The following is a 24,108-nucleotide window of genomic DNA, read 5'->3' on the forward strand; positions in this document are numbered from 1 at the left end:
GAAGCTGGAAGCACGGCATCCGGCCAGGCTCCGGTCATATCGCAGGTGCCTGGCCGGTGCCCAACTTACGGATCAACCAAGGGGCAACCACCCTTGTTCATGGGCCGGAAGGCCGTATCACCGGGAATCGTGTCGACCAATTCGAAATAGTCCCATGGCTCCTTCGACGCCGCCGGCGCTTTGACCCGCACCAGATACATGTCATGGACCATGCGACCATCGGGGCGGATCGTGCCCTTGGCGAACCAGTCGTCGATTGGCGTCTCCTTCATTTTGGCCACGACCGCTTTGCCCTCGTCGGTCCCGGCGGCCTGGATCGCCTTGAGGTAATGCATGGTGTAGGAGTACGCGCCAGCCTGGATGAACGACGGCATCTTGCCGGTCCTGGCGAAGAACGTTCGCGACCAGGCGGTGCTTTCCGGGGTTCGGCTCCAGAAAAACGGCGACGGCAGCAGCATGCCCTGGGCGTTTTCGAGGCCAAGGCCGTGGATGTCGGGCTCGACCATCATCAGGGCGAGCAGCTTCTTGTCCGACGTGATCCCGAATTCCTTGGCGGTCTTGATGGCGTTGAGGGTATCGGTGCCGCCGCTGACAAGCACGATGACTTCGGCTGGGCTTGCCTGCGCCTGGAGAAGGAACGATGACAGATCCTGGGCGCCCAGCGGATGACGAACGCCGCCGACGATGGTGGCCCCGGCGGCCTTCAGGAAGGTACTGAGGGACTGCTGGATGGCGTGGCCGAAGGCATAATCGACGGTCAGGAAATAGTAACTCTTCCCTACCTGCTGCACGGCCGCCGCGGCCGCAGTGCCGGCCATTGAGTAGGTGTCGTATATGTAGTGGATGCCGGTGGGCGAGCAGGCGGCGCCGGTCAGGTCGGCGATGCTGGCGCCGCCCGCGATGAAGACGCGGCCCTTCCGCTTCGCGATGTCCTGGACCGCTAGGGCGACGGCCGAGTTGGGGACGTCGACGATCACATCGACGTCGTCGACGTCGAGCCATTTGTTGGCGATGTTGGCGCCCACGTCGGTCTTGTTCTGGTGATCGGCGGTCAGGATTTCGATCGGTGAGTTCAGGACCTTGCCGCCAAAGTCCTCGACGGCCATGCGCACGGCCTCCGTCACGCCGGAACCGCTGGCGGCGGAATTGACACCCGAGAGATCGGTCAGAACGGCGATTTTGACGGTCCCTCCTGACACGGGTCCGCTTTCGGCGGCCATGATTGATTGCGTGCCCAGGATGGCGGTTGCCACGGCCAGGGATCCGATGATCGCACTCGTACGCATTGCGGGCGTCTCCTTTGCTGTGTTTCTGGACGATCGAATTCTGAGCGTGGTGTTTGCGATGCTTAAAGACGATTGCAGCCACTGAGGCCAGTTCTGGGTTCTTCCAAGCAATCGTGCTCCGCGATCACCATGAATGCTGGCCAAGGCTCAAGCGCCGGACTCCCGTCCAGGCGCTTCGGCTTTCGTGATGGGGTGTGCGGTACTCGGCACGAGGCATAATTGCGAATCATGAGTCACAAACCATATACGCAACGAGTTGAGGATGCAATCAGTGTGGCCGCATGAGCCGGAAAGTGCCAAGCCGGTGCCGAGATCGGCTACGAATCTCAGCCCCGAGTCGCGGCGAAATTTCTATGACGGACCATTCATGAATATGGGCCGGCTGCGGATCGCCGGCCTTGCAGGGGGGGCTCGCGGAGAATCCGGCTCGAATGCCCCCGGCATTTAACCGGTCGTTTGGCTATCCCGCTTCTGCTGTGGCAGTCGCCGCTTGACTCCGCCACCTATGGCCGGTACCAATATTCATCTAAGAGAATTGAATTCTCAATAGAGAATTTAGGGGAGGCGCCAATTGAGTGCCGATGCTTCCGGAATTTCTGTGGGTAAGCCCGTGGGCGCGGTGCTGAGCGCGGTCGCCATTCTGCGCTACCTTGCGGCGCAGCCGGCGCCGGCTCCGAACAACCAGATCGCCCGCAGCCTCGACCTCAACGTCAGCACCTGCTTCAACATCCTGAAGACGTTGGCGGGGGAAGGGCTGGTCAGCTTCGATCCGGCCAGCAAGACCTACATGCTGGGGCCTGGGCTCGTGGAGCTGGCGAGCGGCGCGCTCGATCAGGTCGGCTACCTGCGCCTGGTCCATCCCGAACTCGAACGGTTCGCGGCGCACTGGCGCGTGACGACGACGCTGTGGTTGCGCGTCAGCCGGTCGAGGGTATTGCTGGTGGACCTGTCCCAGTCCGGGTCGGTCGTGCAGATCCACATGCGCGTCGGCCAGCGCCTGCCGATCCTCGTCGGCGCCCTCGGCCGCTGCATGGCGGGGTATGCCGACTTCCGGCCGGAGGAACTGCGCGCGATGTACGCCGAACTGCGCAGCGACAATCTCCCGCCCTTCGATCGGTTCCTGGCGGAGGTCGAGGACGCGCGGCGTGCCGGCTACGCGGTGGACCGTGACCATTTCGTCCGCGGTATCACGACCATCTCCAGTGCCGTTCTCGACACGGCAAAGCGTCCCATCCTCGCTATTTCCGCGGTGGCGCTGAGCGCCCAGTGTCCGCCCGACTCCACCGCCGACATGGGGGCGGATCTTCGCGAAACGACGCAACGCATTCAGGCGCTTCTCGCCGGCGCACCTCTGCGCCTGGGTACTTGAAAAGACAGACCGTTGAATGGAGCACCGTCATGGATTTCACCTTTAGCGCCGAGCACGAGCAGGTGCGGGATACGGTCCGCCGCTTTGCGGAAACCGAGATCGCGCCGCTCGTCCGTGACGCCGAGGAAAGCGAGCGCTTCCCCAAGGACGTCTTCCTGCGTTGGGGCGAGCTTGGGCTGCTCGGTGTCCGCTACCCCGTCGAGGATGGCGGCAGCGGATTCGACAAGATCGCCGACTGCATCGTCCGCGAGGAATTGAGCCGGGTTAGCCAAGGGTTCGCATCGGCGTGGTCGGCCCACACCCACCTGGCGCTGTGGCCTATTTGGCGGGCCGGTACGCCCGACCAGCGTGCGCGCTATTTCGAGCCCGGCCTGCGCGGCGAGCGCATCGGCGGCTTCGCCTTGTCGGAGCCCGATGGCGGATCGGACATCCGTGCCATGCGCACCCGCGCCCAGGCCGTGCCCGGCGGCTTCCGCATCACCGGTTCCAAGCTGTACATCACGAATGCGCCCTGCGCGGATTTCCTGACCGTGGCGGCCCGCACCCGGCCGGAGCTGACCCCGGACGCCGTCAGCCTATTCCTCGTCGACTTGCCCTGTCCGGGAGTGGACGTCCACAAGCTGGAGAAGGAGGGCATCCGCGCTTCGGAAACCGGGCTCATCCATTTCGACGAGGTGTTCGTTCCCGAGGAGGCGCTGCTCGGCGGCAAGCTCGGCACCTACCCGATCATCATCGACAGCCTGTCGGAGAACCGGGTCGGTGTGGCCGCCAACTGCATCGGTATCGCGCGCGGCGCCTTCGAGGCGGCGACCCGCTACGCGCGCGAGCGGCAGGTGCGCGGCCAGTCGATTGGACGCTTCCAGGCCATCGCGCACAAGCTCGCCGACATGGCGGCCGACATCGAGGCGGCCAAGTGGCTGGTCTATTACGGCGCCTGGCGCGTCGACCAGGGCACGATCGACGCGGCGACCGCGTCCAAGGTGAAGCTGGTCGCCAGCGAGTGTGCGGTGCGCGTGACCGAGGCGGCGATCCGCATCCTGGGCGGTGCCGGCATCATGCGGGAGTTCCCGGTCGGCCGCTTCCACCGCGACGCGCTGGTCTACGTCATCGGCGAAGGGACCAGCGAGATCCAGCGCAACATCATTGCCCGCTCGCTGGAGCTGTGAGCTATGAGCACGGATACCATTCTCCGATACGAGGTGCTGGACGGGGTGGCGCGGCTGACGCTGAACCGCCCGGAGACCCGCAACGCGCTCGATCTCGACCTGCGGGAGGAGATCGGCCGGGCGGTGGTCGCGGCGCGCGACGATGCCGACGTGAAGGCGGTCGTGATCACGGGGGCCGGCGGCGCCTTCTGCGCCGGCGGCGATCTGCGCAGCCTCAGCGCCGAACGCCGCGGGGCGGTCGCCAACCGTCATCGCGTGCGTCGGCTTCATCACTGGTTCGAACAGCTCGTCAACCTGGAAAAGCCGGTTGTCGCCGCGGTCGACGGCCCGGCCTTCGGGGCCGGCTTCAACCTTGCGCTTGCCGCCGATTTCATTCTGTGCACGCCGCGCGCCCGTTTCTGCGCCGTGTTCGAGCGCATCGGCCTGGTGCCGGACCTCGGCGGCTTCTTCCTGCTGCCGCGCATCGTCGGCTTGCAGAAGGCGAAGGACATCGTCCTCACCGCTCGGGTGGTCGGGGCGGAGGAGGCGAAGACCCTGGGCATCGCCTACGGCATCATACCGGAGGGGGAACTTCAGGACACGGCGCTGGCGTTTGCCGGGCGCTTCCGGCACGCGTCCACGGACGCCATCGGCATGGCCAAGACCATCCTCAACCAGTCTTTCCACCTCGACCAGCGGGCGCTGGCCGATCTCGAAGCCTATGCGCAGGCCGTCGCCATCGAGAGCGATCATCACCGCGATGCCGTCGCCACGTTCCTCGGCAAACGGCCGCTGCCGTTCGACTGGGACGCCATGACGGAACAGGTGGCGGGGCAGGACGCGAAGGAGAACAAGCCGTGAGGAACGCTGTCATTACGGGCGCCGCGGACACCGCCGTGGGCCGGTTGGAAGGAAGCAGCTGCATGTCCCTGCACGCCGAGGCCGCCCAGGCGGCCCTGGAAGATGCGGGGCTGCGTGCGGGCGACATCGACGGTGTGCTGTGCGCGTATTCGCTGAGCGAGCCGCACCTGATGCTGTCGTCGGTGTTCTGCGAATACTTTGGAATCAGGCCGTCCTACAGCGCCGCCGTGCAGGCGGGCGGGGCGACGGCCTGCGCCACCATCATGCAGGCGGCGGCGCTGGTCAGCGCCGGGGTGTGCCGGCACGTGCTGGCCGTGTGCGGCGACAACCGGTTGACCGGGATGAGCCGGGACGGGGCCGTGGCCGCGCTGTCCGAGGTCGGCCATCCACAGTTCGAGCGTCCCTTTGGCATCAGCATCCCCGCCGCCTACGGGCTGGTGGCGCGCCGTTACATGCACGAGTGGGGCGTCACGCCCGAGCATCTCGCCGGGGTGGCCGTCGCGCATCGCGCTCACGCCCGCCGGAACCCCAAGGCCCAGGCCCGCGACCCGTTGAGCCTCGAGCAGGCGATGGCGGGGCGCCTGATCGCCGACCCGCTGCGTCTGTTCGACTGCTGCCTGATCTCCGACGGCGGGGCCGCGGTGGTGGTCAGCGCGGCGGACACCGTGGCGGACCGCCCTTCCAGACCGGTTTCCATCCTCGGGTACGGACAGATGAACACCCATGAGCATGTGATCGGCATGCCGACGCTGACCGAGTTCGGCTGCAAGCAATCCTCCGCCCAGGCCTTCGCCATGGCCGGGCTGACTCCGGCCGACGTGGACGTCGCCGAGATCTACGATAGCTTCACCATCACCCTGCTGGCCGAGCTGGAATCCATCGGCTTCTTCAAGAAGGGGGAGGCCGGTCCGGCCGTGCTGGAGGGCGCCCTGGATCTTGGCGGCGTGCTGCCCTGCAACACGCACGGTGGCCTGCTGTCCTACGGCCATTCCGGCGCTGCCGGCGGCATGTTCCACGTGGTCGAGGCGGTGCGCCAGCTGCGCGGGCAGGCCGAGGGGCGCCAAGTCGACGGCGCCGAGGTCGCCTTCGTGCACGGTGACGGCGGCATCCTGTCCGCGCATTGCTCGCTTGTGCTGGGGAGGGCGTGAGATGGGCACCCAACCCAGGGTCACAGCGGAAACCGCCGCCTTCTGGCAGGGCTGCGCCGACGGCGTGCTGCTCCACCAGTGCTGTTCCGCATGCGGGCATGTGCAGTTTCCTCCGCGCTTCTTCTGCGTCCGCTGCCGGAGCCGTGCGCCCGAATGGCGCCCCTCGGCGGGAACTGGGACGGTGTACAGCTACACGGTGGTTCACCGGGCGCCGACGCCGGCCTTCAAGGACGACGTTCCTTACGTCATCGCCCTGGTCGACTTCGACGAAGGGTTCCGGATGATGGTCAACCTGCGGGGCTGCCCGGCCGGGGATCTGCGCATCGGCCTGCGGGTCGGCGCGTTCTTCGAGCCGGCCGCCGGCGGCGGAGCGCTGCCGCAGGTCCGTCCGCTGGAGGACGGCCGATGCTGACCTTCGACAGCATGCCGGTCGGCGCGGAGATGGGGCGGCGCGAGCTGGTCCTCGACGACGGTCTGTTGGGACGTTGGCTGCGGCTCTTTCCCGACGATGCGGACGGCGACCGCATGCCGGCCGGCATGATGGCGGCGGTGACCATGCGCGCTTATGCCGAGATCCTGCAGCCTCGCCCGCCCGGCAATGTCCATGGTGCCCAGCAGTTCCAGGTGATTCGCCTCCCGCGGCTGGGCGAAAGGCTGGTCACCGCGCTGACCTGCGCCGGCAAGGAGCTGAAGCGCGACCGCCGCTGGATCGACTTCGCCACGGAGACAACCGGTACCGACGGCGGCGTCCGCTTCCGTGGGCGCATGAGCATTCTGTGGGCCGCGTGAAGGAGATGCGCATGTCCGAACACCTGCACCCCGTGTCCCGGTGCGTCGACCGCTCCGCGATCCAGCTCTACGCCGAAATCACCGAGGACTTCAATCCGATCCACGTCGATCCCGACTTCGCGCGGCAGACGCCGATGGGCGGCATCATCGCCCACGGCATGCTGTCCTTGAACTTCATCTGGCAGTCGCTGCGCGCCAGCCTGGGCGACGACTTCGTCGATCATGCCGATCTGCGGGTCCGGTTCGTGCGCCCCGTGCGCGAGAGCGACGTGGTGACCGCTGGCGGCCAGCGGCGCTCGGACGATGCCGGCTATGACGTTTGGGTGCGCAACCAGAAGGGCGAGGACGTGATCGTCGGTCACGTGACCTGCCAGGGGAAAGCCGCGCCATGACCGAAGCTGTTCTCATCCACGACGACGGCGGCGTTCGCCGCCTCACGCTGAACCGCGCGGAAAAGATGAATGCCCTCGGCACCGCAATGACGAGGGTGCTCGCCGCCACCATCGTGCGCTGGTGTGTGGGGCGGATGTCTGCCTTCAAGATCCCGCGGTTCATCGCCTTCGCCGACGAGTTTCCCCGCTCCGTGACGAAGCGCGAGATCGAACGCCACAAGCTGAAGGCGCTGCCGGACGACGGCGCGTGGGACTGCAAGAGGCACAACTGAAAAGAAAACCCGGTGCCGAACAACACCGAAAAGGGAAGGAGACGATCCATGAAAAGCCTGTTGAAGCGCGTGTCGTTTGCCGCGCTGGCGCTGCTCATTGGAGCAGGCGGTGCCGTCGCGCAGCCCCAGGACGTGAAGCTCGGGCTGCTGATGCCGCTGACCGGCCGCTATGCCGAGAGCGGCGCCAGCGTCATGCGCGGCGTCGATCTGGTCATCAAGCAGGTCAACGCCGGGGGTGGCATCAAGAGCCTGGGTGGGGCCAAGGTGGTCCTCGTCACCGCCGACACTGGCTCCGACCCGGCCAAGACATCGCTGCAGGCGCGCAAGCTGATGGCGGACGACCGGGTGTCGTTCATCCTGGGCCCCTATTCCACGCCCGAGGCGGAAACCTTCATGCCCGTGGCAGACCGCTATCAGGTCGGTGGGGTGGGACTGCAAACCACGGTGATTCCCAAGACGCCGTACTTCGCGACCCTTTCCATTCCTGCCGCGAAGTTCGGCGAAGGCTATGGCGACTTGGTGAGGTGGCTGCGCGGGCGGGGCGTGACGATCAACACGGTGGCGATCACCTATGCGAACAACGACTACGGGCAGGTGGTGTCCAAGGCCGCCGCCGAGGCGCTGACCGCGCAGGGTGTGAAGGTGCTGGATGCCATTCCGGTCGAACCGACCGTGAAGGATATGACGCCCATCGTCCTCAAGGTGAAGAGCCTGGATCCAGATGCCGTGATTTCGGCGGTGTATCTGGCCGATGGTGTCCTGCTGCACAGGGCTCGCTTCAATCTCGGCTATGACAAGCCGGTGTGGATCGGCGGCTCGGCAGGCTTCTCCGACGACAAGCTGTGGGGGCTTGTGGGGGACGAGGTGGCGCGCAAGACGCTGACGGCCAGCTTCGGTCTGGCGTTCTTCAGCGCCGATGCCGCGCTGCCGGGCATGCAGACGGCCATTGCCCAGGCGAAGGAGCAGCAGACGCGGGTGATCGACCAGAGCGTCATGTTCGGCGTACAGGCGGCTCATCTGGCGGTTGAGGCATTCGAAAAGGCGGCCAGCGCCGACGCCGCCGCGGTGAACGCGGCTTTCCGCGCGCTTCGGGTCCCCGCACGCTCGGCCAAGCATGTGCTGCCCTTCATCAGCGGCGACGTGGCCTTTGACGAGAACGGCCTGCTGCGCCAGACAACGCCGCTGTTCGTGCAGTGGCGTAACGGGGAGAAGGTTCTGGTCTACCCGCCCGAGGTCGCTTCCGCTCAGCCCATCCTCAAATAGGGGAAGCGCCATGAACGCAATAACGACCACGGCACCGGGCGCGCTCGGGGCCGACGGGGGAGGCTCGCCTGGGATCCTCGTGGCCGACGGCCTTGTGAAGCAGTTCGGCGGGCTTCGGGCGGTGGACGGCGTGACGCTTGCCGTGCAGCCCGGCGAGATCGTCGGCCTGATCGGCCCGAACGGCGCCGGCAAGACCACCGTCTTCCAGATGCTGTCGGGCTTCCTGTCGCCGAATGCCGGGACGGTGCGTTTCCGCGGTGCGCGGATCGACGGCAGGAACCCGGCGCAGGTCTGCCGGATGGGGTTGGCGCGGACCTTCCAGATCGTCGAGGTCTTCCCCTCGCTGACGGTGCTGGAGGTGCTCACCATGGCCGCGTCGGTCCGGCACACGATGAAGGCCGCCCGGGCGGTCGCCCACGAGGTTTGCACCAAGATCGGTCTGGCGACCAAGGGGAGCCTGCGTTGCAGCCAGTTGACCCTGCCGGACCAGAAGGCCCTGGAAATTGGAAAGGCGCTGGCGACCGGGCCGCAGTTGGTGCTGCTCGATGAGGTGATGGCCGGCCTGCGGCCGGCGGAGACGCAGCGCGTCGTGGCGCTGATCCGCGCGTTGCGCGACGAGGGCGTCACCTTCCTGCTGGTCGAGCACATCATGGACGTGATCATGAACGTCAGCGACCGCATCGTCGTGATCGCCGCCGGCAAGGTGATCGCCGAGGGGCTGCCCAAGGCGGTGGCGAACGACCCGCACGTCATCGACGTGTACCTCGGCCGGGAGGTGGATCTTGCTTGACGTTCACGCGGTATCCGCCTCCTACGGCAACATCGTCGTGTTGCAGGACGTGTCGCTGAACGTCGGGACGGGCGAGATGGTGGCGCTCGTCGGCGTCAACGGCGCCGGCAAGACGACCTTGATGAAGTGCATTTCCGGGCTCCTGGCTCCGACGGCGGGACACGTTTCCTTCAACGGCACCGAGCTGGCGGGGCGCGGCTGCGAGGCCGCGGTCACCGCCGGCATCAGCCTGGTGCCGGAGGGCCGCATGGTCTTCCCCCGCATGACCGTGCTGGAGAACCTGCTGCTGGGGGCCTCCAACCCCCGGGCACGGCCGAAGCGCGACGACACGCTGCGGCGGGTTTTCGACCTTTTTCCGCGCTTGCAGGAACGCAGTGGTCAGCATGCGCGCACGCTGTCGGGAGGCGAGCAGCAGATGCTGGCCATCGGCCGCGGGCTGATGGCGATGCCGGACCTGCTGATCCTCGACGAACCATCGCTCGGCCTGTCGCCGCTGATGGTCCAAGAAACCTTCCGCGCCTTGAAGCGGCTGAACGGCGACGGGCTGACGATGCTTCTGGTCGAGCAGAACGTCCGCCTGTCGCTGGCCGTGTCGACGCGCGGCTACGTCATCGAGAACGGGCGGATCGCCCTGACGGGCAGCGCGGAGCAGCTCGCCGACGATCCGCTGGTCCGCAAAGCCTATCTCGGATTGTGAGGACGCCATGCCGATTGACATCATTGCCCAGGCCACCGTTCAGGGCCTGCTGATGGGGGCGATCTACGCGCTGGTCGCGCTGTCGATGACGCTCATCTTCAGCACCTGCGGCCTGCTCAACTTCGCGCATGGCGACTTCATGGTTCTGTCCATGTTCGGCGCCATGCTGCTGTTCGAGCTAACCGGGGCCGACCCCTACCTGTCGGCGCCGTTGCTGTTTCCCGCCCTGGCCGCAATCGGCGCGCTGACCTTCACCCGCCTCGTGCGGCCGGTGCTGGCGGGCGGACACTTGGCGGGGGCTCAACTGACGCTGGGGCTCGTGTTCGTGCAGCAGAACATGCTGCTCATGCTGTTCGGCGGCGACCAGCGCAGCGTGCCGACGTTCCTCAGCAACCGGCATCTGGAGTTCCTCGGCGTCATCCTGCCGATGCCGTTGGTCGTCGGCGCCGTGTGCGCGGTGGCGCTGTCGATCCTGCTGTACGCCATGTTGATGGGCACCGACTTCGGGCGGCAGATCCGCGCCATTGCGCAGAACGGCAACGCCGCCGCCCTCATGGGCATTCCGATCCGGCGGGTGCAGACGCTGGCGTTCGCGCTCGGAATTGGCCTGCTTGGCATCACGGGGGCGCTGACTGTGGCGCAGTTCTCGGTGACGCCATCCAGCGGGCTTGACTTCACGCTGGTCGCCCTGATCGTGATGGTGTTCGGTGGCATCGGCCATTTCATCGGCTCGCTGGTCGGCGGCTTGGCGATCGGCGTCGCCGAGGGCGTCGGCAGCCTGATGCTGGGCGGAACCGCTGGCGCCATGATCCCCTACCTCATCCTCGTGCTGGTGCTGCTGTTCCGGCCGCACGGCCTGTTGGGAGAACGCTGATGACTGCCGCCGATCCCCTGCGGCACCGGCTGCCGGCCGCCGTCCTCGTGCTGATCGCCGCCACCCTTCTGCCGATCCTCGGTCCCGGCAGTTGGGTCAACACCGCCATCATCACCCTGCTGTTCGCCTATCTCTGCCTGTCCTGGAACATCGTCGGCGGGATCGCCGGACAGTTCTGCATCGGCCACAGCCTCTTCGTGGCGGCCGGTGCCTACACCTCGACCCTGCTTTCGCTCACTTTCGGCGTGACGCCTTGGATCGGGATGTTCGCCGGCGGGGCGGTGGCGGCTTTGATGGGCGTCGGGATCGCGTGGCTGAGCTTGCGCTACGAGCTGCCGCCGCTATCCTTCGCCCTGGTCACGCTGGCGCTCGGCATGCTGGGCTACCTGCTGGCGTCCACCCTCGACGTGCTCGGTGCCAGCCGCGGGCTGTCCCTGCCGATCCGCGGCACGCCCGCCATGTACCAGTTCCGCAGCGATTCCACCTATTACTACGTGATCCTGGCGCATCTCGCGGCCGTGCTGCTGTTCACGATCGCGGTCTACGACTCCAGGCTCGGCCTCTACCTGCGCGGCGTCCGCGACAACGAGCGGGCGTCGCTGGGCGTGGGCATCCACGTGCTGCGCTACAAGATGGCGGCAATGGGCATCAGCGCCTTCTTCACGGCGCTCGGCGGCACCTTCTATGCCCAGTACCTGCAGTTCGTCGAGCCGCATACCTTCGCCGGCCTTACGCTCGTCATCGAGGTCATTCTGTTCACCGTCGTGGGCGGCTCCGGCACCATCTGGGGGCCGCTGGTCGGGCCGCTGCTTCTCGTCCCTTTGGGAGAAGCGCTGCGCTCGAACCTGGGGGACCAGACGCCTGGTCTGCACCTGTTCGTCTACGGCGTGCTGCTCGTCGCCGTCATTCGCTTTGCGCCGCAGGGGCTGGTCGGGCTCGCCGGGCAGGTGAAGAGTCGTATCCACATCGTCTTGGGAAGAGTCACACCATGATTGTGCGCAGTGATGCCGTCCGTCGCCTCCTGAACGCGCGCAGCGTCGCCGTGGTCGGCGCCTCGTCGGATCCGACGAAGCTCACCGGCCGACCGATCGCCTACATGCAGGGGATCGGCTTCGACGGGGACATCTATCCCGTGAATCCCAGCCGGCCCGAAATTCAGGGCCTGCGCAGCTACCCGTCGCTGTCGGCGATCGGGCGGCCCGTCGACCTCGCCATCATCGGCACGGCGGCGGAGCGGGTAGAGGAGGCGGTCACCGAAGGCATCGCCGCTGGCGTCGGCGGCTTCGTGATCTTCTCCTCCGGCTTCGCCGAGTTCGACGCGGACGGGGCGGAGCGGCAGCGCCGCCTAACCGAGTTGTCGCGCCACCACGGCGTGCCCATCATCGGCCCCAACTGCCTGGGCGTCATCAATGCCCGCAGCGGCCTCGTGGCGTCCTTCACCACGGCGATGGAAGGCCGGCCGCCTAAACCCGGGCACTTCGCCTTCGTCAGCCAGAGCGGCGCCATGGCCGCTTACTGGCTCGACATGGTGACGCAGGCCGGCATCGGCGTGTCGACCTGGGTGTCGAGCGGGAACGAGTGTGACCTCACCATCGGTGACGTCCTGGGCGGTCTTGCCGACGACGACGACACCAGGGTCATCGGTCTCTACATGGAGGACATCAAGGACCCGCCAGCCTTTCGTGCGGTGGCGCGCCGGCTGGCGGAGGCGGGCAAGCCGGTCATCGCCATCAAGGCGGGGCGATCCAAGGCGGGTGCCGACGCGGCGCGGTCGCACACCGGCGCGCTGGCCGGGGAGGACACGCTCTACGAAGCGCTCTTCGACCAGTATGCCATCGAACGGGTCGACTCCCTGACGGCGCTGATCGACCGCGCGAAGCCGTTCCTGTTCGACGCGCGTCCGCGCGGCCGGCGGCTGGCCGTCCTGTCGGTGTCCGGCGGCGCCGGCGTCATGCTGGCGGACGCCGCCGAGGCTGCGGGCATGGAGATCCTGCCCTTCGCCGACGAGACCCGGCAGCAGCTCGCGGCCGTCCTTCCGGTCTTCTCCAAGCCGCAGAACCCGATCGACCTGACTGCCATGGTGGTCCAGGACCCGGCCCTGCTGTCGAAGACGTTGACCGTCATCGGTGAGGCGTCGGAGATCGACGCCTGCGTGTTGTTCGTCGGCCTGATGGCGAGCATCGCCGACACGCTGGCGGCCGCCATCGGCGCGGCGCGCGCTGCGTCGGGCAAGCCCGTGGTTGTGGTGTGGATCGGGGCGCGCAGCGAGGTGGTGGGGCGCCTGCAGGACGCCGGCCTGCCGGTGTTCGCCGACATTCCCGCGGCCATCGATGCGCTGGCCGGAAGCCTGCGCTTCGACCGCCGGCAGCAGGCTTTGCGGAGGCTGCCGACGGGACTGCCCAGCCAAATCCAGCCGGACGGTGGCACCCGCATGCTGACGGAATGGGACAGCAAGGCGCTATTGCGCGCCGGCGATCACGCCGTACCCCTGCCGCGCGGCGTGCTGATCCGGCCGGATGAGGGGGCCGACGGCCTTGCCGGCCTGACGCCGCCCTTCGTCGCCAAGCTGCAAAGCCCGACCCTGCCGCACAAGAGCGATGCTGGCGGCGTGGTGCTGCGGCTGAAGGACGCCGCCGCGGTGATGGAAACCGTCCGGTCGTTCGAGGCGATGGCGCGGGAGCGCGGCATCCCCTACGACGGGACCCTCGTCGAGGAGATGGTGCCGTTCGACATGGAATTCCTCGTCGGCATCCGGCGGGATTCGGTGTTCGGCCCGGTCGTCGTGGTCGGGCGCGGCGGCGTCGAAGTGGAGGCCATGGGCGACGTGGCGATGGGCCTGCTGCCGCTGGACCGGGCGGCGGTGGTGCGGCTGATCCGCTCACTGCGCTGCGCGCCGCTGCTGGACGGCTTTCGAAACCGCGCCGCCGTCCCGGTCGAGGCGCTTGCCGACGCCATCGTCGGGCTCTGCGAACGTTTCCTGGCGGACGGGCGTCTGGCGGAGATCGAGATCAACCCGCTGGTCGCCGGACCGCACGGGGTCGCGGCGCTGGATGCGCTGCTGACCGTTGCCGGGAACGATCCGTGAGCGGAAGCGCCGCGGCCGGTCTCCCTGCATTCAGGGGCTGGCCTTGGCCGGTGCCGGCCGTCGTGTATCCGTCGGCCCGATGATCGGTGTTGTTTTGGGAAAGGATTGCCATGCGCTTTCTTGCCTTTGTAATGAATGGGAAGACGGGGCTGGTGATCCGCGACGGAGAATCCTGCGTCGGCCTTCCTGCGGACGATCACCACTGTCCGGGCTTGCTGGAGGATCTTCTGCGCAGCGTGAGGCGCGCGCTGACGGATGCTGCCGACGTACCGCGGAAAGGGGGGCGCTTGGCGGCCAGCCAGCTCTCCTTCCGCGCAACACCATCGTTGACGAATAGCCGGTAGGGCGCGAAAGGGGGCACGCTTTCGACGATTCCCGGTGCGCCAGTTCCGCTGACCAGGATCAAGTCATAATGTCCCAGATCGCACTGTCCCAGAACTTGCCCAGCGACCGCCGCCTCCTGTTGATCGCCAGCGTGGTCATGGCGTTTGCGCCACTTTCGATCGATATGTACCTGCCGGCTTTCCCGGCCATTCAGGCGGACTTCGGCGCGTCGTCGGGAGAGGTGCAGTTCACCCTCGCCACCTTCCTTGTCGGCATGGCAGTCGGGCAGCTTGTGTACGGACCGATTTCGGATCGGTACGGGCGCCGGCGTCCCTTGATGGTTGGGATCGCTGTCTACGTGATGGCCTCCGCCGGGATAACACTGGCACCCGACGTTGCGTCGCTGGCCTTGGGGCGTTTGCTTCAGGCCATGGGGGGCTGTGCCGGCGTCGTCATTGCGCGAGCCGTGATCACGGATCGGTTTGAGGAGAAGGCCGCCGCGCGGGCATTCTCCATCATCATGCTGGTGATGAACCTTGCGCCGGTGCTCGCCCCGACCATCGGTGGACAGATCCTCGTCCTGGCTGGTTGGAGAGCCATTTTCGGGGTGCTGGCGCTGTTCGGGGTGCTTTGCTTCGGGCTTGTGCTGAAGGTGCTTCCTGAAACTCTGCCGCAGGAGCGCCGCGCATCCAGGGCATTCATGAACCTTGGCGGCACCATTGTGGCGTTGGTCAGGAATCGCCAGTTCCTTGGCTACGCGCTCATCACCAGCCTCTCCTTTTCCGGCATGTTCGCATACATCGCGGGCTCACCGTTTGTATTCATCGGTTTTTTCGGGATGTCGCCGCAGGACTATGGATTGCTGTTCGGGATGAACGCGGTCGGCCTGATCCTTGCGGCGCAGGCGAACATCCACCTCTTGAAGGTTTGCTCCGGGCGGACGATTCTCGCCTTGGGATTGGTCCTCAATTCAGTTGCGGGGATCGTCCTGCTTGGCGCGGCGCTTGTCCAACCGTCCGAGCCGTTGCCGCTGATCGGCGCGCTTTTCGTCGTTGTTGCCAGCCTCGGCCTGATCGGTCCCAACGCCACCGCTGCCGCTATGAGCCTGGCTCGGCCGCGCGGCACCGCCTCGGCACTGATCGGCGTGATGCAGTTCGGCGTTGGCGGCATTGCTGGCGCCGTCATCGGCATGTTGGGGAACGGAACGGCGCTGCCCATGACCGTCGCAATCGCCGGGTTGAGCGTCGCAGGATTCGCAGCTCTGCTGCTCACCGTGAGGCCTGGTCCTCGCAAAACATTATAATGGCATCAGAGTTGCTGTATTTCTGCCTTCTTTTGTCTTGAATGCAGAATATCAAAAATATTTAATGCCTGGTGACGGTTCTTTTTCAGAGTATGCAGAACGAAATACTGTGATCAATAAGTATTTTTTGAGCGCGCGAATGATTTGATGATAATTGACGCTCACCCATCCCCGAGGTATGCGTCAAGCCTATTGCAACTGAGCATCCTAAATCTTCGATATCACTTTAAGAGCGGCCGCAACAGGTCCCTGTGGTCTTGCTCCCGTGCAACGCCTCCCATAGCCGGAGGATTATGCTGCCTGCGCGTTGTGCGGGCAGCGCCAAGTCTCCTCGAATGCCATGGGGCTGAGATAGTCCAGGGTCGAGTGCATTCGCTTGTGGTTGTAGAAGCCCAGCCAGTCGATGACCTCGTCCTTGGCCTGCCGCCGGGTTTCGAAACGCATGCCATGCGAACGTTCGACTTTCAAGGAGCCGAACAGCGTCTCGGTCACGGGGTTGTAGTGCGGGGGCGCTTGCCCGCACCTCCGCGTGCCGGACGAAGCGGCGGTCGGCGGCAAGAAAGCCACCCTATGCGGTCGGCGCGTCGAACTTTCAGCGGGGCTCCCGTTCCTGGCTCGGATCTACTGGAACGTCTCCGCCCTGCGGTGAGACCAGCCCGTGCGAGAGCAGCCGCATGTACGCAGTGACCGCCTCCTCCGGAAGTTCTACAGAACCATCCGGCTTCATGTAACGCAGAGCCAGGTAACCGCGTGCCGCGATCAGCATGTAGACGAGCGCCTCGATTTCCTCGTCCGACACCGCCGTGATCTCGCCGGCCGCACGAGCCTTTTTCATGAACCGGGTGTAGCCGCTCGAAATGTTGTGGAAATGCTGACGGTGCGCGACCGGAGCGAAGAACTCGGCCTCGTTCAGGATGCGCAGGAAATAGGGCATTCGCTTCAGGAAGCTGAAGAACGCGCGAAATGACCGCTCCTCCTTTTCCCTATAGCCGACGGCGCCGTTCGCCTGCTGGCGGATGTGCGCCATCATCTTGGCGCCGAGGACCGGCAGCAGCTCGTCGAAGATCTCCTGGCGGGAGGTGAAATAGTTGTAGAAGGTCCCCTGCGCCAAGTCGGCACGCTGCGTGATGCGGGAAATTGACGCTTCGGCATATCCGCATTCGCCGACAACTTCAGCGGCTGCCTGGAACAGGGCCTCACGGATTTCTTCGGATTTCTGCACCCGAGACTTACGGGCAACGCCGGTCCGTTTCATGCTGCCATACTCTCCTGTCCTCACCCGTGCACTCGTCCCGCGCACCACCGGCAGTCATAGGCTATTGTAGTTTCCTGCGAAACAGGAGAAGGAGACGAAGTCCATCGGACGGGCCGCTCACCCGTTCGTCGCCGGATCACGCAGCACGCGTTTCAACACTTTGCCGGACGGATTGCGCGGCAGGGCGTCACGGATAACGAGGTGCTTGGGAACCTTGAAGCCGGCCAGATGTGCGCGGCAGTGCCGTTCGAGGGTGGCGGCGTCGAGCGTGGCGCCGTCCTTGAGCACGATGTAGGCGGCCGGCACTTCGCCCCAGCGCTCGTCCGGCACGCCGATGACGGCGACCTCGCTCACCTCCGGCAGCAGGAAGACGACGCGCTCGATCTCGGACGACGCGATGTTCTCGCCGCCGCTGATGATCATGTCCTTCTTGCGGTCGGTGAGGAACAGGAAGCCGTCGGCGTCCAGGCAGCCGACGTCGCCGGTGCGGAACCAGTCGCCGAAGAAGCTGCGCGCCGTCTTGTCGGGATCGCGCCAGTAGCCTTTGGTGACCTTGGGTCCGCGCAGGCAGATCTCGCCCGGCGTGCCGGGGGGCAGGACGTTGCCGGCGTCGTCGCGGATCTGCACCTCGACATGCGCCAGCGCGCGGCCGGGGGAACCGATCTTCGCGATCTCGCGCCCCGCCTCCATGAGCGTGTCGCCGGAGCAGCTTTCGGTCAGGCCGTAGGCGTCGACGTAGCGGGCGCCAGTGAACAGCGTGGTGAAGTCCCGGATGCGCTGTTCGGGCGTGCGCTCGCCGCCGCCGATCGCCCAATTCAGGCTCGTGACGTCGTAGCGGCCACGGTCGGGGTACGCCAGGATGCGGCCGACCATGACCGGGGCGAACCACGCGCCGGTCAGCCGCTCGCGTTCGATGGCGGCGAGGGCTGCGTCGGGGTCGAAGTCGCGCAGGACGCAGAGCATGCCGCCCAGCCAGAGCACCGCGATACCCGGCAAGTCGAAGGCGCCGACATGGTACAGCGGGCCGACGACCAGCAACCGGTCCTGCGCCGTCAGGCCCAGGCCGATCACGTGGTCCATGCACTTCCAGTAGAAGTTCTCGTAGCTGTGCATGACCCCCTTGGGGTGATCGGTGGTGCCGGAGGTGTACATCAGCCGGAACAGGTCCTGCGTCGTGCGCACCCGCATCTCCGGCACCGGGCCTCCGGCGCCGGCCAGCGTCCGGCCGTCGGCCTGGGCCGCCGCATCGACCAGGACGGCGCGCCCGTCCCCCTCGACCAGAGCGGCCAGCTCCTCGTCGGCGAACACCAGCTTGGCCCCGGCGTTGCCGGTGATGAAGGCGACCTCGGCGGGCGCCAGGCGGAAGTTGATCGGCAGGAACACCGCGCCGAGGTGGCTGGATGCGAAGGCAAGCTCCAGGAAGGCGGCGCTGTTCTTCATCACCGCCGCCACCACGTCGCCCTCGCCGATCCCGCGCCCGGCGAGGAAGCCGGCCATGCGCAGGATGCGGTCGTGGAAGTCGGCGTAGCCGATCCGCTGCTCCCCATACACGACCGCCAGCCGGTCGGGCGTGCGCAACGCGTGGTAGCGGATGAAGGCGCTCAGGTTTACCATGGTGTCGATCCTCCCAGTCCGAACGTGCCGGCGTGTGCCGCCGGTCTCGCTCTCAGTACGACCTTGGCATCCCGAGGTCGTGCATGGCCACGAAGTTCAGGATCATCTCCTCCGAGATCGGGGCGAAGCGGAACAGGCGGGCGTCCCGCCACAGCCGCTCGACGTGGTACTCCTTGGAATAGCCCATGCCGCCCATCGCCTGCATCGAGCGCTCGGTCGCCGATGCGGCGGCCTGCGCGGCGATCAGCTTGGCGACGTTGGCTTCGCTGCCGTAGGGCAGGCCCTTGTCGCACTGGTCGGCGGCCTTGAGGTTCATCAGCCGGGCGCATTGCAACTCGGCATGCGCCTGCGCCAGCGGAAACTGGATACCCTGATAGGCAGCCACCGGCCGGTCGCTGAACACCCGGCGCTCCTTGGCATAGTCCACGGCCAGCCGGATCGCCAGAGTGCCGGCGCCGACCAAGCCGGCGGTGGTCACGATGCGCTCGGTGTTGAGCACATCGAGAAGTTCGGACCAGCCGCCGTGCAGGGTGCCGATCACCTCGTCCGGTTCGATGCGCACGTCGTCGAAGAAGACGGTGCTGGACGCCAGCGTGTTGGTACCGACCTTTTCGATCGCCTGATGGGTCAGGCCATCGCGCTCGACGTCGATGACGAAGAGGCTGATGCCCTCGGTGCGGCGGGTGATTTCGTCGAGCTTCCGGGTGCGGGCCACTACCAGCATCTTCTGCGCGTCGGGTACGGCGGTAATCCAGATCTTCTGGCCGCTGAGGCGCCAGCCGTCGCCGTCGGGTCGGGCGAAGGTGCGGATCTCCAGGGTGTTGGTGCCGGCGTTGGGCTCGGTCAGCGCCATGCAGAAGTTGATGTCGCCGCGGATCAGCGCCGGCAGCATGGCGTCTTTCTGCCGCTGGGAGCCGAACTTGGCGAGCGCCACGCCGCCGAAGATCGGGTTGATCATGTAGAGCTGCGCCACGGTGGCGCCGCCCCCGGCGGCGCACAGTGCTTCCACGATCAACGCCATCTCCAGCATGCCCTGGCCGGAGCCGCCATACTCTTCCGGCAGCGCCACGCCGGACAGGCCGGCGTCGCAGATGGCGGCCCACGCCTCCTTTGGGAATGCCTTTCGGGCGTCCTGCGCACGCCAGTAGTCGAGACCGAACTGATCGCCAACGCGGGTCGCGGTCTCGACCATCATGCGTTGCTCGTCGGAAAGCTGGAAGTCCATGACTGTTCTCCGGGTCAGGGGGTGCGGAGCAGGCGCAACGGCTGCTCCAGACACCCGATGATGCGGTTGAGGAAGCTCAGCGCGGTGACGCCGTCGAACAGGCGGTGGTCCGCCGACAGCACGAGGCCGAGTTCACGCTTTAGCGCCGGGGCGCCGGCCGCGTCGGGCCGGAACACGGAACGCACGCTGCCGACACCGAGGATGCTCGATTGGCCGGGAGCGATGATGGAGGTCATGTAGGTGACGTTGTGCATGCCGGCGTTCGACACGCTGACGGCGCCGCCCTGGAAATCCTCCTCGCCCAGGCGACCGTCGCGGGCCCGCCCGGTCAGCGCGCCGGCCGCCGCCGCGAGCTGGTCGAGCGACAGCCGCGCAGCTCCGCGCAGCACCGGGGCGACCAGCCCGCGCGGCGTATCGACGGCCATGCCGACGTCGCCGCGCCCGAGCGTCACGATCTCGCCCTCGTCCCAGACACGGTCCATCTCCGGCATCGCGGCGAGCGCGCGGGCGACGGCGGCGAGCACCATGTGGGTCACCGACACGCGCGGCGCGGAGGCGCCCGCGTCGGCGTTCAGGCGTTCCCGCAGGGCCAGCAGCTCCGACACCTCCGCCTCGGCGGCGAGGTAGAAATGCGGGACGTCGCGCTTGGCGGCCGTCAGCCGACGGGCCATGGCTGCCTGCATGGTGCCGGGCTTCGCCCGCGCGCCGACCGCGACGGGTGCGGAGGCGGGCGGCGCGGGAGAAAAGGCGGCCGGCGCCGCCTGCGCCGCAGCTTCCACATCGGCGACCTTGATGCGGCCGTGCGGCCCCGTGCCGGTCACATGCGCGACGTCGATGCCGAGTTCGCGGGCCCGTCGGCGCGCCAGCGGAGTGGACCGGATTCGTTCCCCCTCCTGGACGGCGGGCGGCGGGCTAGCCGTTACGGCCGGCGGCGCCGATGGCCGAGGCGCGGCGTCCTCGCCGTTCGCCGACCAGCGCGCGATCGTCGTGCCGACGGCCACCGTTTCGCCGGCGGGGACCACGGTGTCGATCAGCACGCCGTCGCTGTCGGCCTCGACCTCCGAAGCGATCTTGTCGGTCTCGACGACGACCAGGACGTCGCCGGTCTTGAAGGGCTGGCCCGGCTGCACCCGCCATTCGGCGAGCACCCCCTCGGTCATCGTCAGCCCCAGCTTGGGCATCACCAGATCCTGGACCATGGATCAGCGCCCTGCGAAATGGGCTTTGCGCTTTTCCAGGAAGGCGCGGCATCCTTCGTGCGAATCCTGGCTGTCGAGCACCAGTCCGATCATCGCCTGTTCATAGGCGAGCGCGGGGCCGAGCGGCATTTCCTGCCCGTGACGGAAGGTGCGCTTGATCATCTTCAGGATCAGCGGCGACTTGGCCGCGATCTTCTCGGCGGTCGCCATGGCTTCCGCCATCAGATCGGCCTTGGGAACCGCCCGGTTGATCAGGCCCCAGCTCACGGCTTCGGCCGCGGTGAACTGGTCGCCCGTGAACACCAGCTCGCGCGCCCGGCAGGCTGGGATCTGCCGCAGGATGCGCTGCGTGCCCCCGGCGCCGGGAAACAGGCCGAGGTTGATTTCCGGCAGGCCGAATTTGGCGGTGTCAGCGGCAATGCGCACGTCCAGCGACAGCAGAAGCTCGGTCCCGCCGCCCAGCGCCCAACCGTTGACGGCGGCGATCGTCGGCTTGTCGCAGGTCTCGAACCGGCGGAAGCAGCGGTGGATGACCTCGGCGAACTCCAGGTAATGGGCCAACCCCTGCCGGCTGTCGAGGTCGGCGATGTTGCCGCCGGCCACGAACGCACGGTCGCCCGCCCCGGTGACGACGATGACGTGGACGCCGTCGTCGGCCTCCAGCTCCGTCAGGGCTTGTTCCAGCGTCTGCAGCGTCGGGATGTCCAGCGCGTTGAGCGTGTCCGGGCGGTTGATGGTGATCAGGCCGACGGCACCGGTGCGGGTGGTCAGGATGGCGTTGTCTTCGGTCATGGTTTGGATCCTTCGAAGGCCGGTCAGGCAAGCGTTGTCTTGACGGCCGCAACGATGCGGTCGGCGCCGGGCAGGTAGGCGGCCTCCAGCGACTTGGCGAACGGGATGGGCATGAAGGGCGCACCGACGCGCAGGACGGGAGCGTCGAGGTCGTCGAAGGCATCGGCGGCAATGCGTGCCGCGATCTCGGCGCCGACACCGAAGGCCTGCACCGCTTCGTGAGCGATCACCACGCGGTGGGTTCGTGCGACCGACGCGAAGACCGCTTCCTCGTCCCAGGGCTGGATCCAGCGCAGGTCGATGATCTCCGCCTCGATGTCCTCGGCGGCGAGGCGGTCGGCGGCGGTGCGGGCGGCGTAGAGCGTCGCGCCGTAGGTGACGATGGTGGCGTGGCGCCCTGGCCGGTCGATCCGCGCCCGGCCCACCTCGCGCGGGGCGTTCACGTCGATGTCGCCCTGAGCGGCATAAAGGGCCTTGTTCTCAACGAACACGACCGGATCGGGCGCATCGATGGACGCGCGCAGCAGGCCGTAGGCGTCGGCCACGGTGGCCGGACAGGCGACACGCAGGCCGGGGATGTGGGCGAACCATGCCTCCAGGCATTGCGAATGCTGTGGCCCGGCGTTCAGGCCGCCGCCATGCGGCGTGCGCAGCACCATCGGCACGCTGCACTGCCCGCCGAACATGAAGCGCGCCTTGGCGGCCTGGTTGACCACAGCGTCCATGGCCAGCGCCACGAAGTCCATGAACATGATCTCGACCACTGGCTTCATGCCGGTCAGCGCGGCGCCAACGGCCGCCCCGACCATGGAGGCTTCCGAGATCGGCGTGTCGCGCACCCGCTCCGGGCCATGGGCGTCGAGCAGGCCCCGAGTCGCCTTGAAAGGCCCGCCGGCGGCGGCGACGTCCTCACCAAACACCATCACGGCGGGGTCCTCGGACATCGCGTCGGTCAGGGCCTGGGCAATGGCGTGTACATAGCGCAGCGGCTTCGACATTGGATTTCAGGCCCCGGCGGTGTGCATGGCGGGCGTGTAGACGTCCCGGTAGGCGGCGGCGAAGTCGGGCAGGGCGTCTTCACGCGCGGCGTCCAGCGCTGCGCGGACGTCGGCGTCCACCGCCTCGGCCAGGGAGGCAAGCGCCTCCTCGCCGACGCCAGCGGCCAGGAGAGCGGCGGCTGAGCGGCGCAGCGGGTCGTTCTCCGGCAGGCCGGCGATCTCGTCGGCGCTGCGGTAGCGTTGCGGGTCGCCTTCGAAATGGCCATGCCAGCGGGTGGTGACGCACTCCAGGATCCGCGGTCCGCCGGCGCGGGCCCCCTCGACCACGTCCTCGGCGGCGGCGGTCACGGCAGCGACGTCGTTGCCGTCCACGCGCCGATGCGGGATGCCGAAAGCGCCGCCGAGATCGCCGAGCGACGCGGCGAACTGCCGCGAGGTCGGGGAGAATTCCGACCAGCCGTTGTTCTCGCACACGAAGACCAGCGGCAGCGCCCACAGGGCCGCCATGTTCAGGCACTCGTGCAAGGCACCTTCGGCCATGGCGCCATCACCGAAGAACGCGACTGCGACACCACCGGTGCGGCGCGTCTGGTGGGCCAGCGCGCTGCCGGTGGCGAGCGGCAGGCCGGCGCCGACAATGCCGTTGGCGCCCAGCACGCCCAGGGCCAGATCGGCCACGTGCATCGATCCGCCGCGTCCGCCGCATGCGCCGCCGGCCCGTCCCATGATCTCCTTGAAGAAGCGGTCGAGCGCCACGCCGCGCGCCAGCACGTGGCCGTGGCCCCGGTGGGTCGTCGCGAAGGTGTCACGGTCGCCGAGGGCGCCGACGACGCCGGCGGCGACCGCCTCCTGCCCGACGCTCAGGTGGATGAAGCCCGGAATCTCGCCGTCGGCGAACAGCTTGGACAGGGCCGTCTCGGTCGCGCGGATGAGAAGCATGGTGCGATGAAGCGCCAACTGCTTGTCAGGCGTGGGTTTGGCGGGTTGGTGCACGGAAACCTCACTGTCTTATTGGGCGGCATCGGATCGTGCTCGCCGCTATTAGGTAGAATCATGACTCACGACTCATCTACGCGTCAAGCCAATTTGCAGCCCTTCTGTCGGGCTGGATAGTGCGCGCATTTTGTGGCTTGTGCTGCGGCAGGCTTCCGTGTAGGAAATGGTTTATGAGTCATTATTCATAGCATGCTCTGGCGGCCGGCTGGTTCAAAGACGTGCGGCGACGTCAAAGCAGGGGCGATTCCGATGAAATTCGACGTCATCGTCATTGGCAGCGGGCCCGGCGGCTACGTGGCGGCGATCCGCGCCGCCCAGCTCGGCCTGTCCACCGCCGTGGTGGAACGCGAACACCTGGGCGGCATCTGCCTGAACTGGGGCTGCATCCCCACCAAGGCGCTGCTGCGCTCGGCCGAGGTCATGCACCTCGC

At 67.1% G+C, this 24,108-nt stretch carries 24 protein-coding genes and 1 pseudogene; 16 read left to right on the forward strand and 9 right to left on the reverse strand.

Annotated elements, in window-relative coordinates; genetic code table 11:
* Positions 1-65: 65 nt before the first annotated feature.
* Complete coding sequence (locus VED21_RS37065) at positions 66-1,253, reverse strand: ABC transporter substrate-binding protein (protein ID WP_324891228.1); 1,188 nt, start codon at positions 1,251-1,253, stop codon at positions 66-68.
* 631 nt (positions 1,254-1,884) lie between these two features.
* Between VED21_RS37065 and VED21_RS37070 the strand changes: the two genes are divergently transcribed.
* The 15 genes from VED21_RS37070 (at position 1,885) to VED21_RS37140 (ending at position 15,598) form a co-directional block, all read left to right on the forward strand.
* Positions 1,885-2,655 carry an IclR family transcriptional regulator gene (locus VED21_RS37070; protein ID WP_324891230.1) on the forward strand — a complete coding sequence of 257 codons (771 nt, stop codon included), beginning with the start codon at positions 1,885-1,887 and terminating at the stop codon, positions 2,653-2,655.
* A 29-nt stretch (positions 2,656-2,684) separates the two neighbouring features.
* Entirely contained in the window at positions 2,685-3,821 is a 1,137-nt protein-coding gene (locus VED21_RS37075) for an acyl-CoA dehydrogenase family protein (RefSeq protein WP_324891232.1), read from the forward strand.
* A gap of 3 nt (positions 3,822-3,824) precedes the next feature.
* Complete coding sequence (locus tag VED21_RS37080) at positions 3,825-4,661, forward strand: enoyl-CoA hydratase/isomerase family protein (RefSeq protein WP_324891233.1); 837 nt, start codon at positions 3,825-3,827, stop codon at positions 4,659-4,661.
* 62 nt (positions 4,662-4,723) lie between these two features.
* Complete coding sequence (locus VED21_RS37085; RefSeq protein ID WP_324891235.1) at positions 4,724-5,809, forward strand: thiolase family protein; 1,086 nt, start codon at positions 4,724-4,726, stop codon at positions 5,807-5,809.
* 1 nt (position 5,810) lies between these two features.
* Positions 5,811-6,221 carry a Zn-ribbon domain-containing OB-fold protein gene (locus VED21_RS37090; protein ID WP_324891237.1) on the forward strand — a complete coding sequence of 137 codons (411 nt, stop codon included), beginning with the start codon at positions 5,811-5,813 and terminating at the stop codon, positions 6,219-6,221.
* Positions 6,215-6,598 carry a hypothetical protein gene (locus VED21_RS37095; RefSeq protein WP_324891239.1) on the forward strand — a complete coding sequence of 128 codons (384 nt, stop codon included), beginning with the start codon at positions 6,215-6,217 and terminating at the stop codon, positions 6,596-6,598. The genes VED21_RS37090 and VED21_RS37095 overlap by 7 nt, the downstream gene beginning before the upstream one ends.
* A gap of 11 nt (positions 6,599-6,609) precedes the next feature.
* Positions 6,610-6,990 (forward strand): MaoC family dehydratase, encoded by a 381-nt coding sequence (locus VED21_RS37100; protein ID WP_324891241.1) that lies wholly within the window; start codon positions 6,610-6,612, stop codon positions 6,988-6,990.
* Positions 6,987-7,262, forward strand: a complete 276-nt coding sequence (locus tag VED21_RS37105; protein ID WP_324891243.1) for a hypothetical protein — start codon at positions 6,987-6,989, stop codon at positions 7,260-7,262. The genes VED21_RS37100 and VED21_RS37105 overlap by 4 nt, the downstream gene beginning before the upstream one ends.
* 48 nt (positions 7,263-7,310) lie before the next feature.
* Positions 7,311-8,525: an ABC transporter substrate-binding protein gene (locus VED21_RS37110; protein WP_324891245.1), complete on the forward strand. Its 1,215-nt coding sequence runs from the start codon at positions 7,311-7,313 to the stop codon at positions 8,523-8,525.
* Between the two features lie 10 nt (positions 8,526-8,535).
* Positions 8,536-9,315: an ABC transporter ATP-binding protein gene (locus tag VED21_RS37115; protein ID WP_324891247.1), complete on the forward strand. Its 780-nt coding sequence runs from the start codon at positions 8,536-8,538 to the stop codon at positions 9,313-9,315.
* Complete coding sequence (locus VED21_RS37120; RefSeq protein ID WP_324891249.1) at positions 9,308-10,012, forward strand: ABC transporter ATP-binding protein; 705 nt, start codon at positions 9,308-9,310, stop codon at positions 10,010-10,012. Before VED21_RS37115 ends, VED21_RS37120 begins: the two co-directional genes overlap by 8 nt.
* Before the next feature lie 7 nt (positions 10,013-10,019).
* Positions 10,020-10,886, forward strand: a complete 867-nt coding sequence (locus VED21_RS37125) for a branched-chain amino acid ABC transporter permease (RefSeq protein WP_324891251.1) — start codon at positions 10,020-10,022, stop codon at positions 10,884-10,886.
* Positions 10,886-11,878 (forward strand): branched-chain amino acid ABC transporter permease, encoded by a 993-nt coding sequence (locus VED21_RS37130; RefSeq protein ID WP_324891253.1) that lies wholly within the window; start codon positions 10,886-10,888, stop codon positions 11,876-11,878. Before VED21_RS37125 ends, VED21_RS37130 begins: the two co-directional genes overlap by 1 nt.
* Entirely contained in the window at positions 11,875-13,971 is a 2,097-nt protein-coding gene (locus VED21_RS37135) for an acetate--CoA ligase family protein (RefSeq protein ID WP_324891255.1), read from the forward strand. Before VED21_RS37130 ends, VED21_RS37135 begins: the two co-directional genes overlap by 4 nt.
* A 412-nt stretch (positions 13,972-14,383) precedes the next feature.
* Positions 14,384-15,598 carry a multidrug effflux MFS transporter gene (locus tag VED21_RS37140; RefSeq protein WP_324891256.1) on the forward strand — a complete coding sequence of 405 codons (1,215 nt, stop codon included), beginning with the start codon at positions 14,384-14,386 and terminating at the stop codon, positions 15,596-15,598.
* Between the two features lie 291 nt (positions 15,599-15,889).
* On the opposite strand, the pseudogene VED21_RS37145 reads toward VED21_RS37140, so the two are convergent.
* The 8 genes and pseudogenes from VED21_RS37145 to VED21_RS37180 form a co-directional block, all read right to left on the reverse strand.
* Positions 15,890-16,096: pseudogene (locus VED21_RS37145) on the reverse strand (IS3 family transposase); the annotation flags it as partial.
* 94 nt (positions 16,097-16,190) lie between these two features.
* The gene (locus VED21_RS37150; protein ID WP_324891260.1) at positions 16,191-16,853 is read right to left on the reverse strand and encodes a TetR/AcrR family transcriptional regulator; all 663 of its coding nucleotides are present in this window, start codon (positions 16,851-16,853) and stop codon (positions 16,191-16,193) included.
* Between the two features lie 117 nt (positions 16,854-16,970).
* Positions 16,971-18,467, reverse strand: coding sequence for an AMP-binding protein (locus tag VED21_RS37155; protein WP_324891262.1), 1,497 nt, complete (start codon positions 18,465-18,467; stop codon positions 16,971-16,973).
* Positions 18,468-18,519: 52 nt separating this feature from the next.
* Positions 18,520-19,692, reverse strand: coding sequence for an acyl-CoA dehydrogenase family protein (locus tag VED21_RS37160; RefSeq protein ID WP_324891264.1), 1,173 nt, complete (start codon positions 19,690-19,692; stop codon positions 18,520-18,522).
* 14 nt (positions 19,693-19,706) lie between these two features.
* Entirely contained in the window at positions 19,707-20,891 is a 1,185-nt protein-coding gene (locus tag VED21_RS37165; RefSeq protein WP_324891266.1) for a dihydrolipoamide acetyltransferase family protein, read from the reverse strand.
* A gap of 3 nt (positions 20,892-20,894) precedes the next feature.
* Positions 20,895-21,683, reverse strand: coding sequence for an enoyl-CoA hydratase/isomerase family protein (locus tag VED21_RS37170; protein WP_324891268.1), 789 nt, complete (start codon positions 21,681-21,683; stop codon positions 20,895-20,897).
* A gap of 23 nt (positions 21,684-21,706) precedes the next feature.
* Positions 21,707-22,681 (reverse strand): alpha-ketoacid dehydrogenase subunit beta, encoded by a 975-nt coding sequence (locus tag VED21_RS37175; protein WP_324891269.1) that lies wholly within the window; start codon positions 22,679-22,681, stop codon positions 21,707-21,709.
* Positions 22,682-22,687: 6 nt separating this feature from the next.
* A complete protein-coding gene (locus VED21_RS37180) occupies positions 22,688-23,620 on the reverse strand; it encodes a thiamine pyrophosphate-dependent dehydrogenase E1 component subunit alpha (RefSeq protein WP_324891271.1) in 933 nt (310 codons plus the stop codon).
* A gap of 306 nt (positions 23,621-23,926) precedes the next feature.
* Between VED21_RS37180 and VED21_RS37185 the strand changes: the two genes are divergently transcribed.
* A partial coding sequence (locus tag VED21_RS37185) for an FAD-dependent oxidoreductase (protein WP_324891273.1) occupies positions 23,927-24,108 on the forward strand: 182 nt, incomplete at its 3' end.

The sequence above is a fragment of the Azospirillum sp. genome (genome assembly GCF_035627195.1).
Lineage (GTDB): Bacteria > Pseudomonadota > Alphaproteobacteria > Azospirillales > Azospirillaceae > Azospirillum.

Coding starts and splice junctions, on each gene's coding strand:
- VED21_RS37100 (WP_324891241.1), top strand. CDS start 6,610: ATGTCCGAACACCTGCACCCCGTGTCCCGGTGCGTCGACCGCTCCGCG.
- VED21_RS37095 (WP_324891239.1), top strand. CDS start 6,215: ATGCTGACCTTCGACAGCATGCCGGTCGGCGCGGAGATGGGGCGGCGC.
- VED21_RS37115 (WP_324891247.1), top strand. CDS start 8,536: ATGAACGCAATAACGACCACGGCACCGGGCGCGCTCGGGGCCGACGGG.
- VED21_RS37160 (WP_324891264.1), bottom strand. CDS start 19,692: ATGGACTTCCAGCTTTCCGACGAGCAACGCATGATGGTCGAGACCGCG.
- VED21_RS37140 (WP_324891256.1), top strand. CDS start 14,384: ATGTCCCAGATCGCACTGTCCCAGAACTTGCCCAGCGACCGCCGCCTC.
- VED21_RS37085 (WP_324891235.1), top strand. CDS start 4,724: ATGTCCCTGCACGCCGAGGCCGCCCAGGCGGCCCTGGAAGATGCGGGG.
- VED21_RS37175 (WP_324891269.1), bottom strand. CDS start 22,681: ATGTCGAAGCCGCTGCGCTATGTACACGCCATTGCCCAGGCCCTGACC.
- VED21_RS37105 (WP_324891243.1), top strand. CDS start 6,987: ATGACCGAAGCTGTTCTCATCCACGACGACGGCGGCGTTCGCCGCCTC.
- VED21_RS37075 (WP_324891232.1), top strand. CDS start 2,685: ATGGATTTCACCTTTAGCGCCGAGCACGAGCAGGTGCGGGATACGGTC.
- VED21_RS37180 (WP_324891271.1), bottom strand. CDS start 23,620: ATGCTTCTCATCCGCGCGACCGAGACGGCCCTGTCCAAGCTGTTCGCC.
- VED21_RS37130 (WP_324891253.1), top strand. CDS start 10,886: ATGACTGCCGCCGATCCCCTGCGGCACCGGCTGCCGGCCGCCGTCCTC.
- VED21_RS37150 (WP_324891260.1), bottom strand. CDS start 16,853: ATGAAACGGACCGGCGTTGCCCGTAAGTCTCGGGTGCAGAAATCCGAA.
- VED21_RS37165 (WP_324891266.1), bottom strand. CDS start 20,891: ATGGTCCAGGATCTGGTGATGCCCAAGCTGGGGCTGACGATGACCGAG.
- VED21_RS37080 (WP_324891233.1), top strand. CDS start 3,825: ATGAGCACGGATACCATTCTCCGATACGAGGTGCTGGACGGGGTGGCG.
- VED21_RS37155 (WP_324891262.1), bottom strand. CDS start 18,467: ATGGTAAACCTGAGCGCCTTCATCCGCTACCACGCGTTGCGCACGCCC.
- VED21_RS37110 (WP_324891245.1), top strand. CDS start 7,311: ATGAAAAGCCTGTTGAAGCGCGTGTCGTTTGCCGCGCTGGCGCTGCTC.
- VED21_RS37170 (WP_324891268.1), bottom strand. CDS start 21,683: ATGACCGAAGACAACGCCATCCTGACCACCCGCACCGGTGCCGTCGGC.
- VED21_RS37125 (WP_324891251.1), top strand. CDS start 10,020: ATGCCGATTGACATCATTGCCCAGGCCACCGTTCAGGGCCTGCTGATG.
- VED21_RS37135 (WP_324891255.1), top strand. CDS start 11,875: ATGATTGTGCGCAGTGATGCCGTCCGTCGCCTCCTGAACGCGCGCAGC.
- VED21_RS37090 (WP_324891237.1), top strand. CDS start 5,811: ATGGGCACCCAACCCAGGGTCACAGCGGAAACCGCCGCCTTCTGGCAG.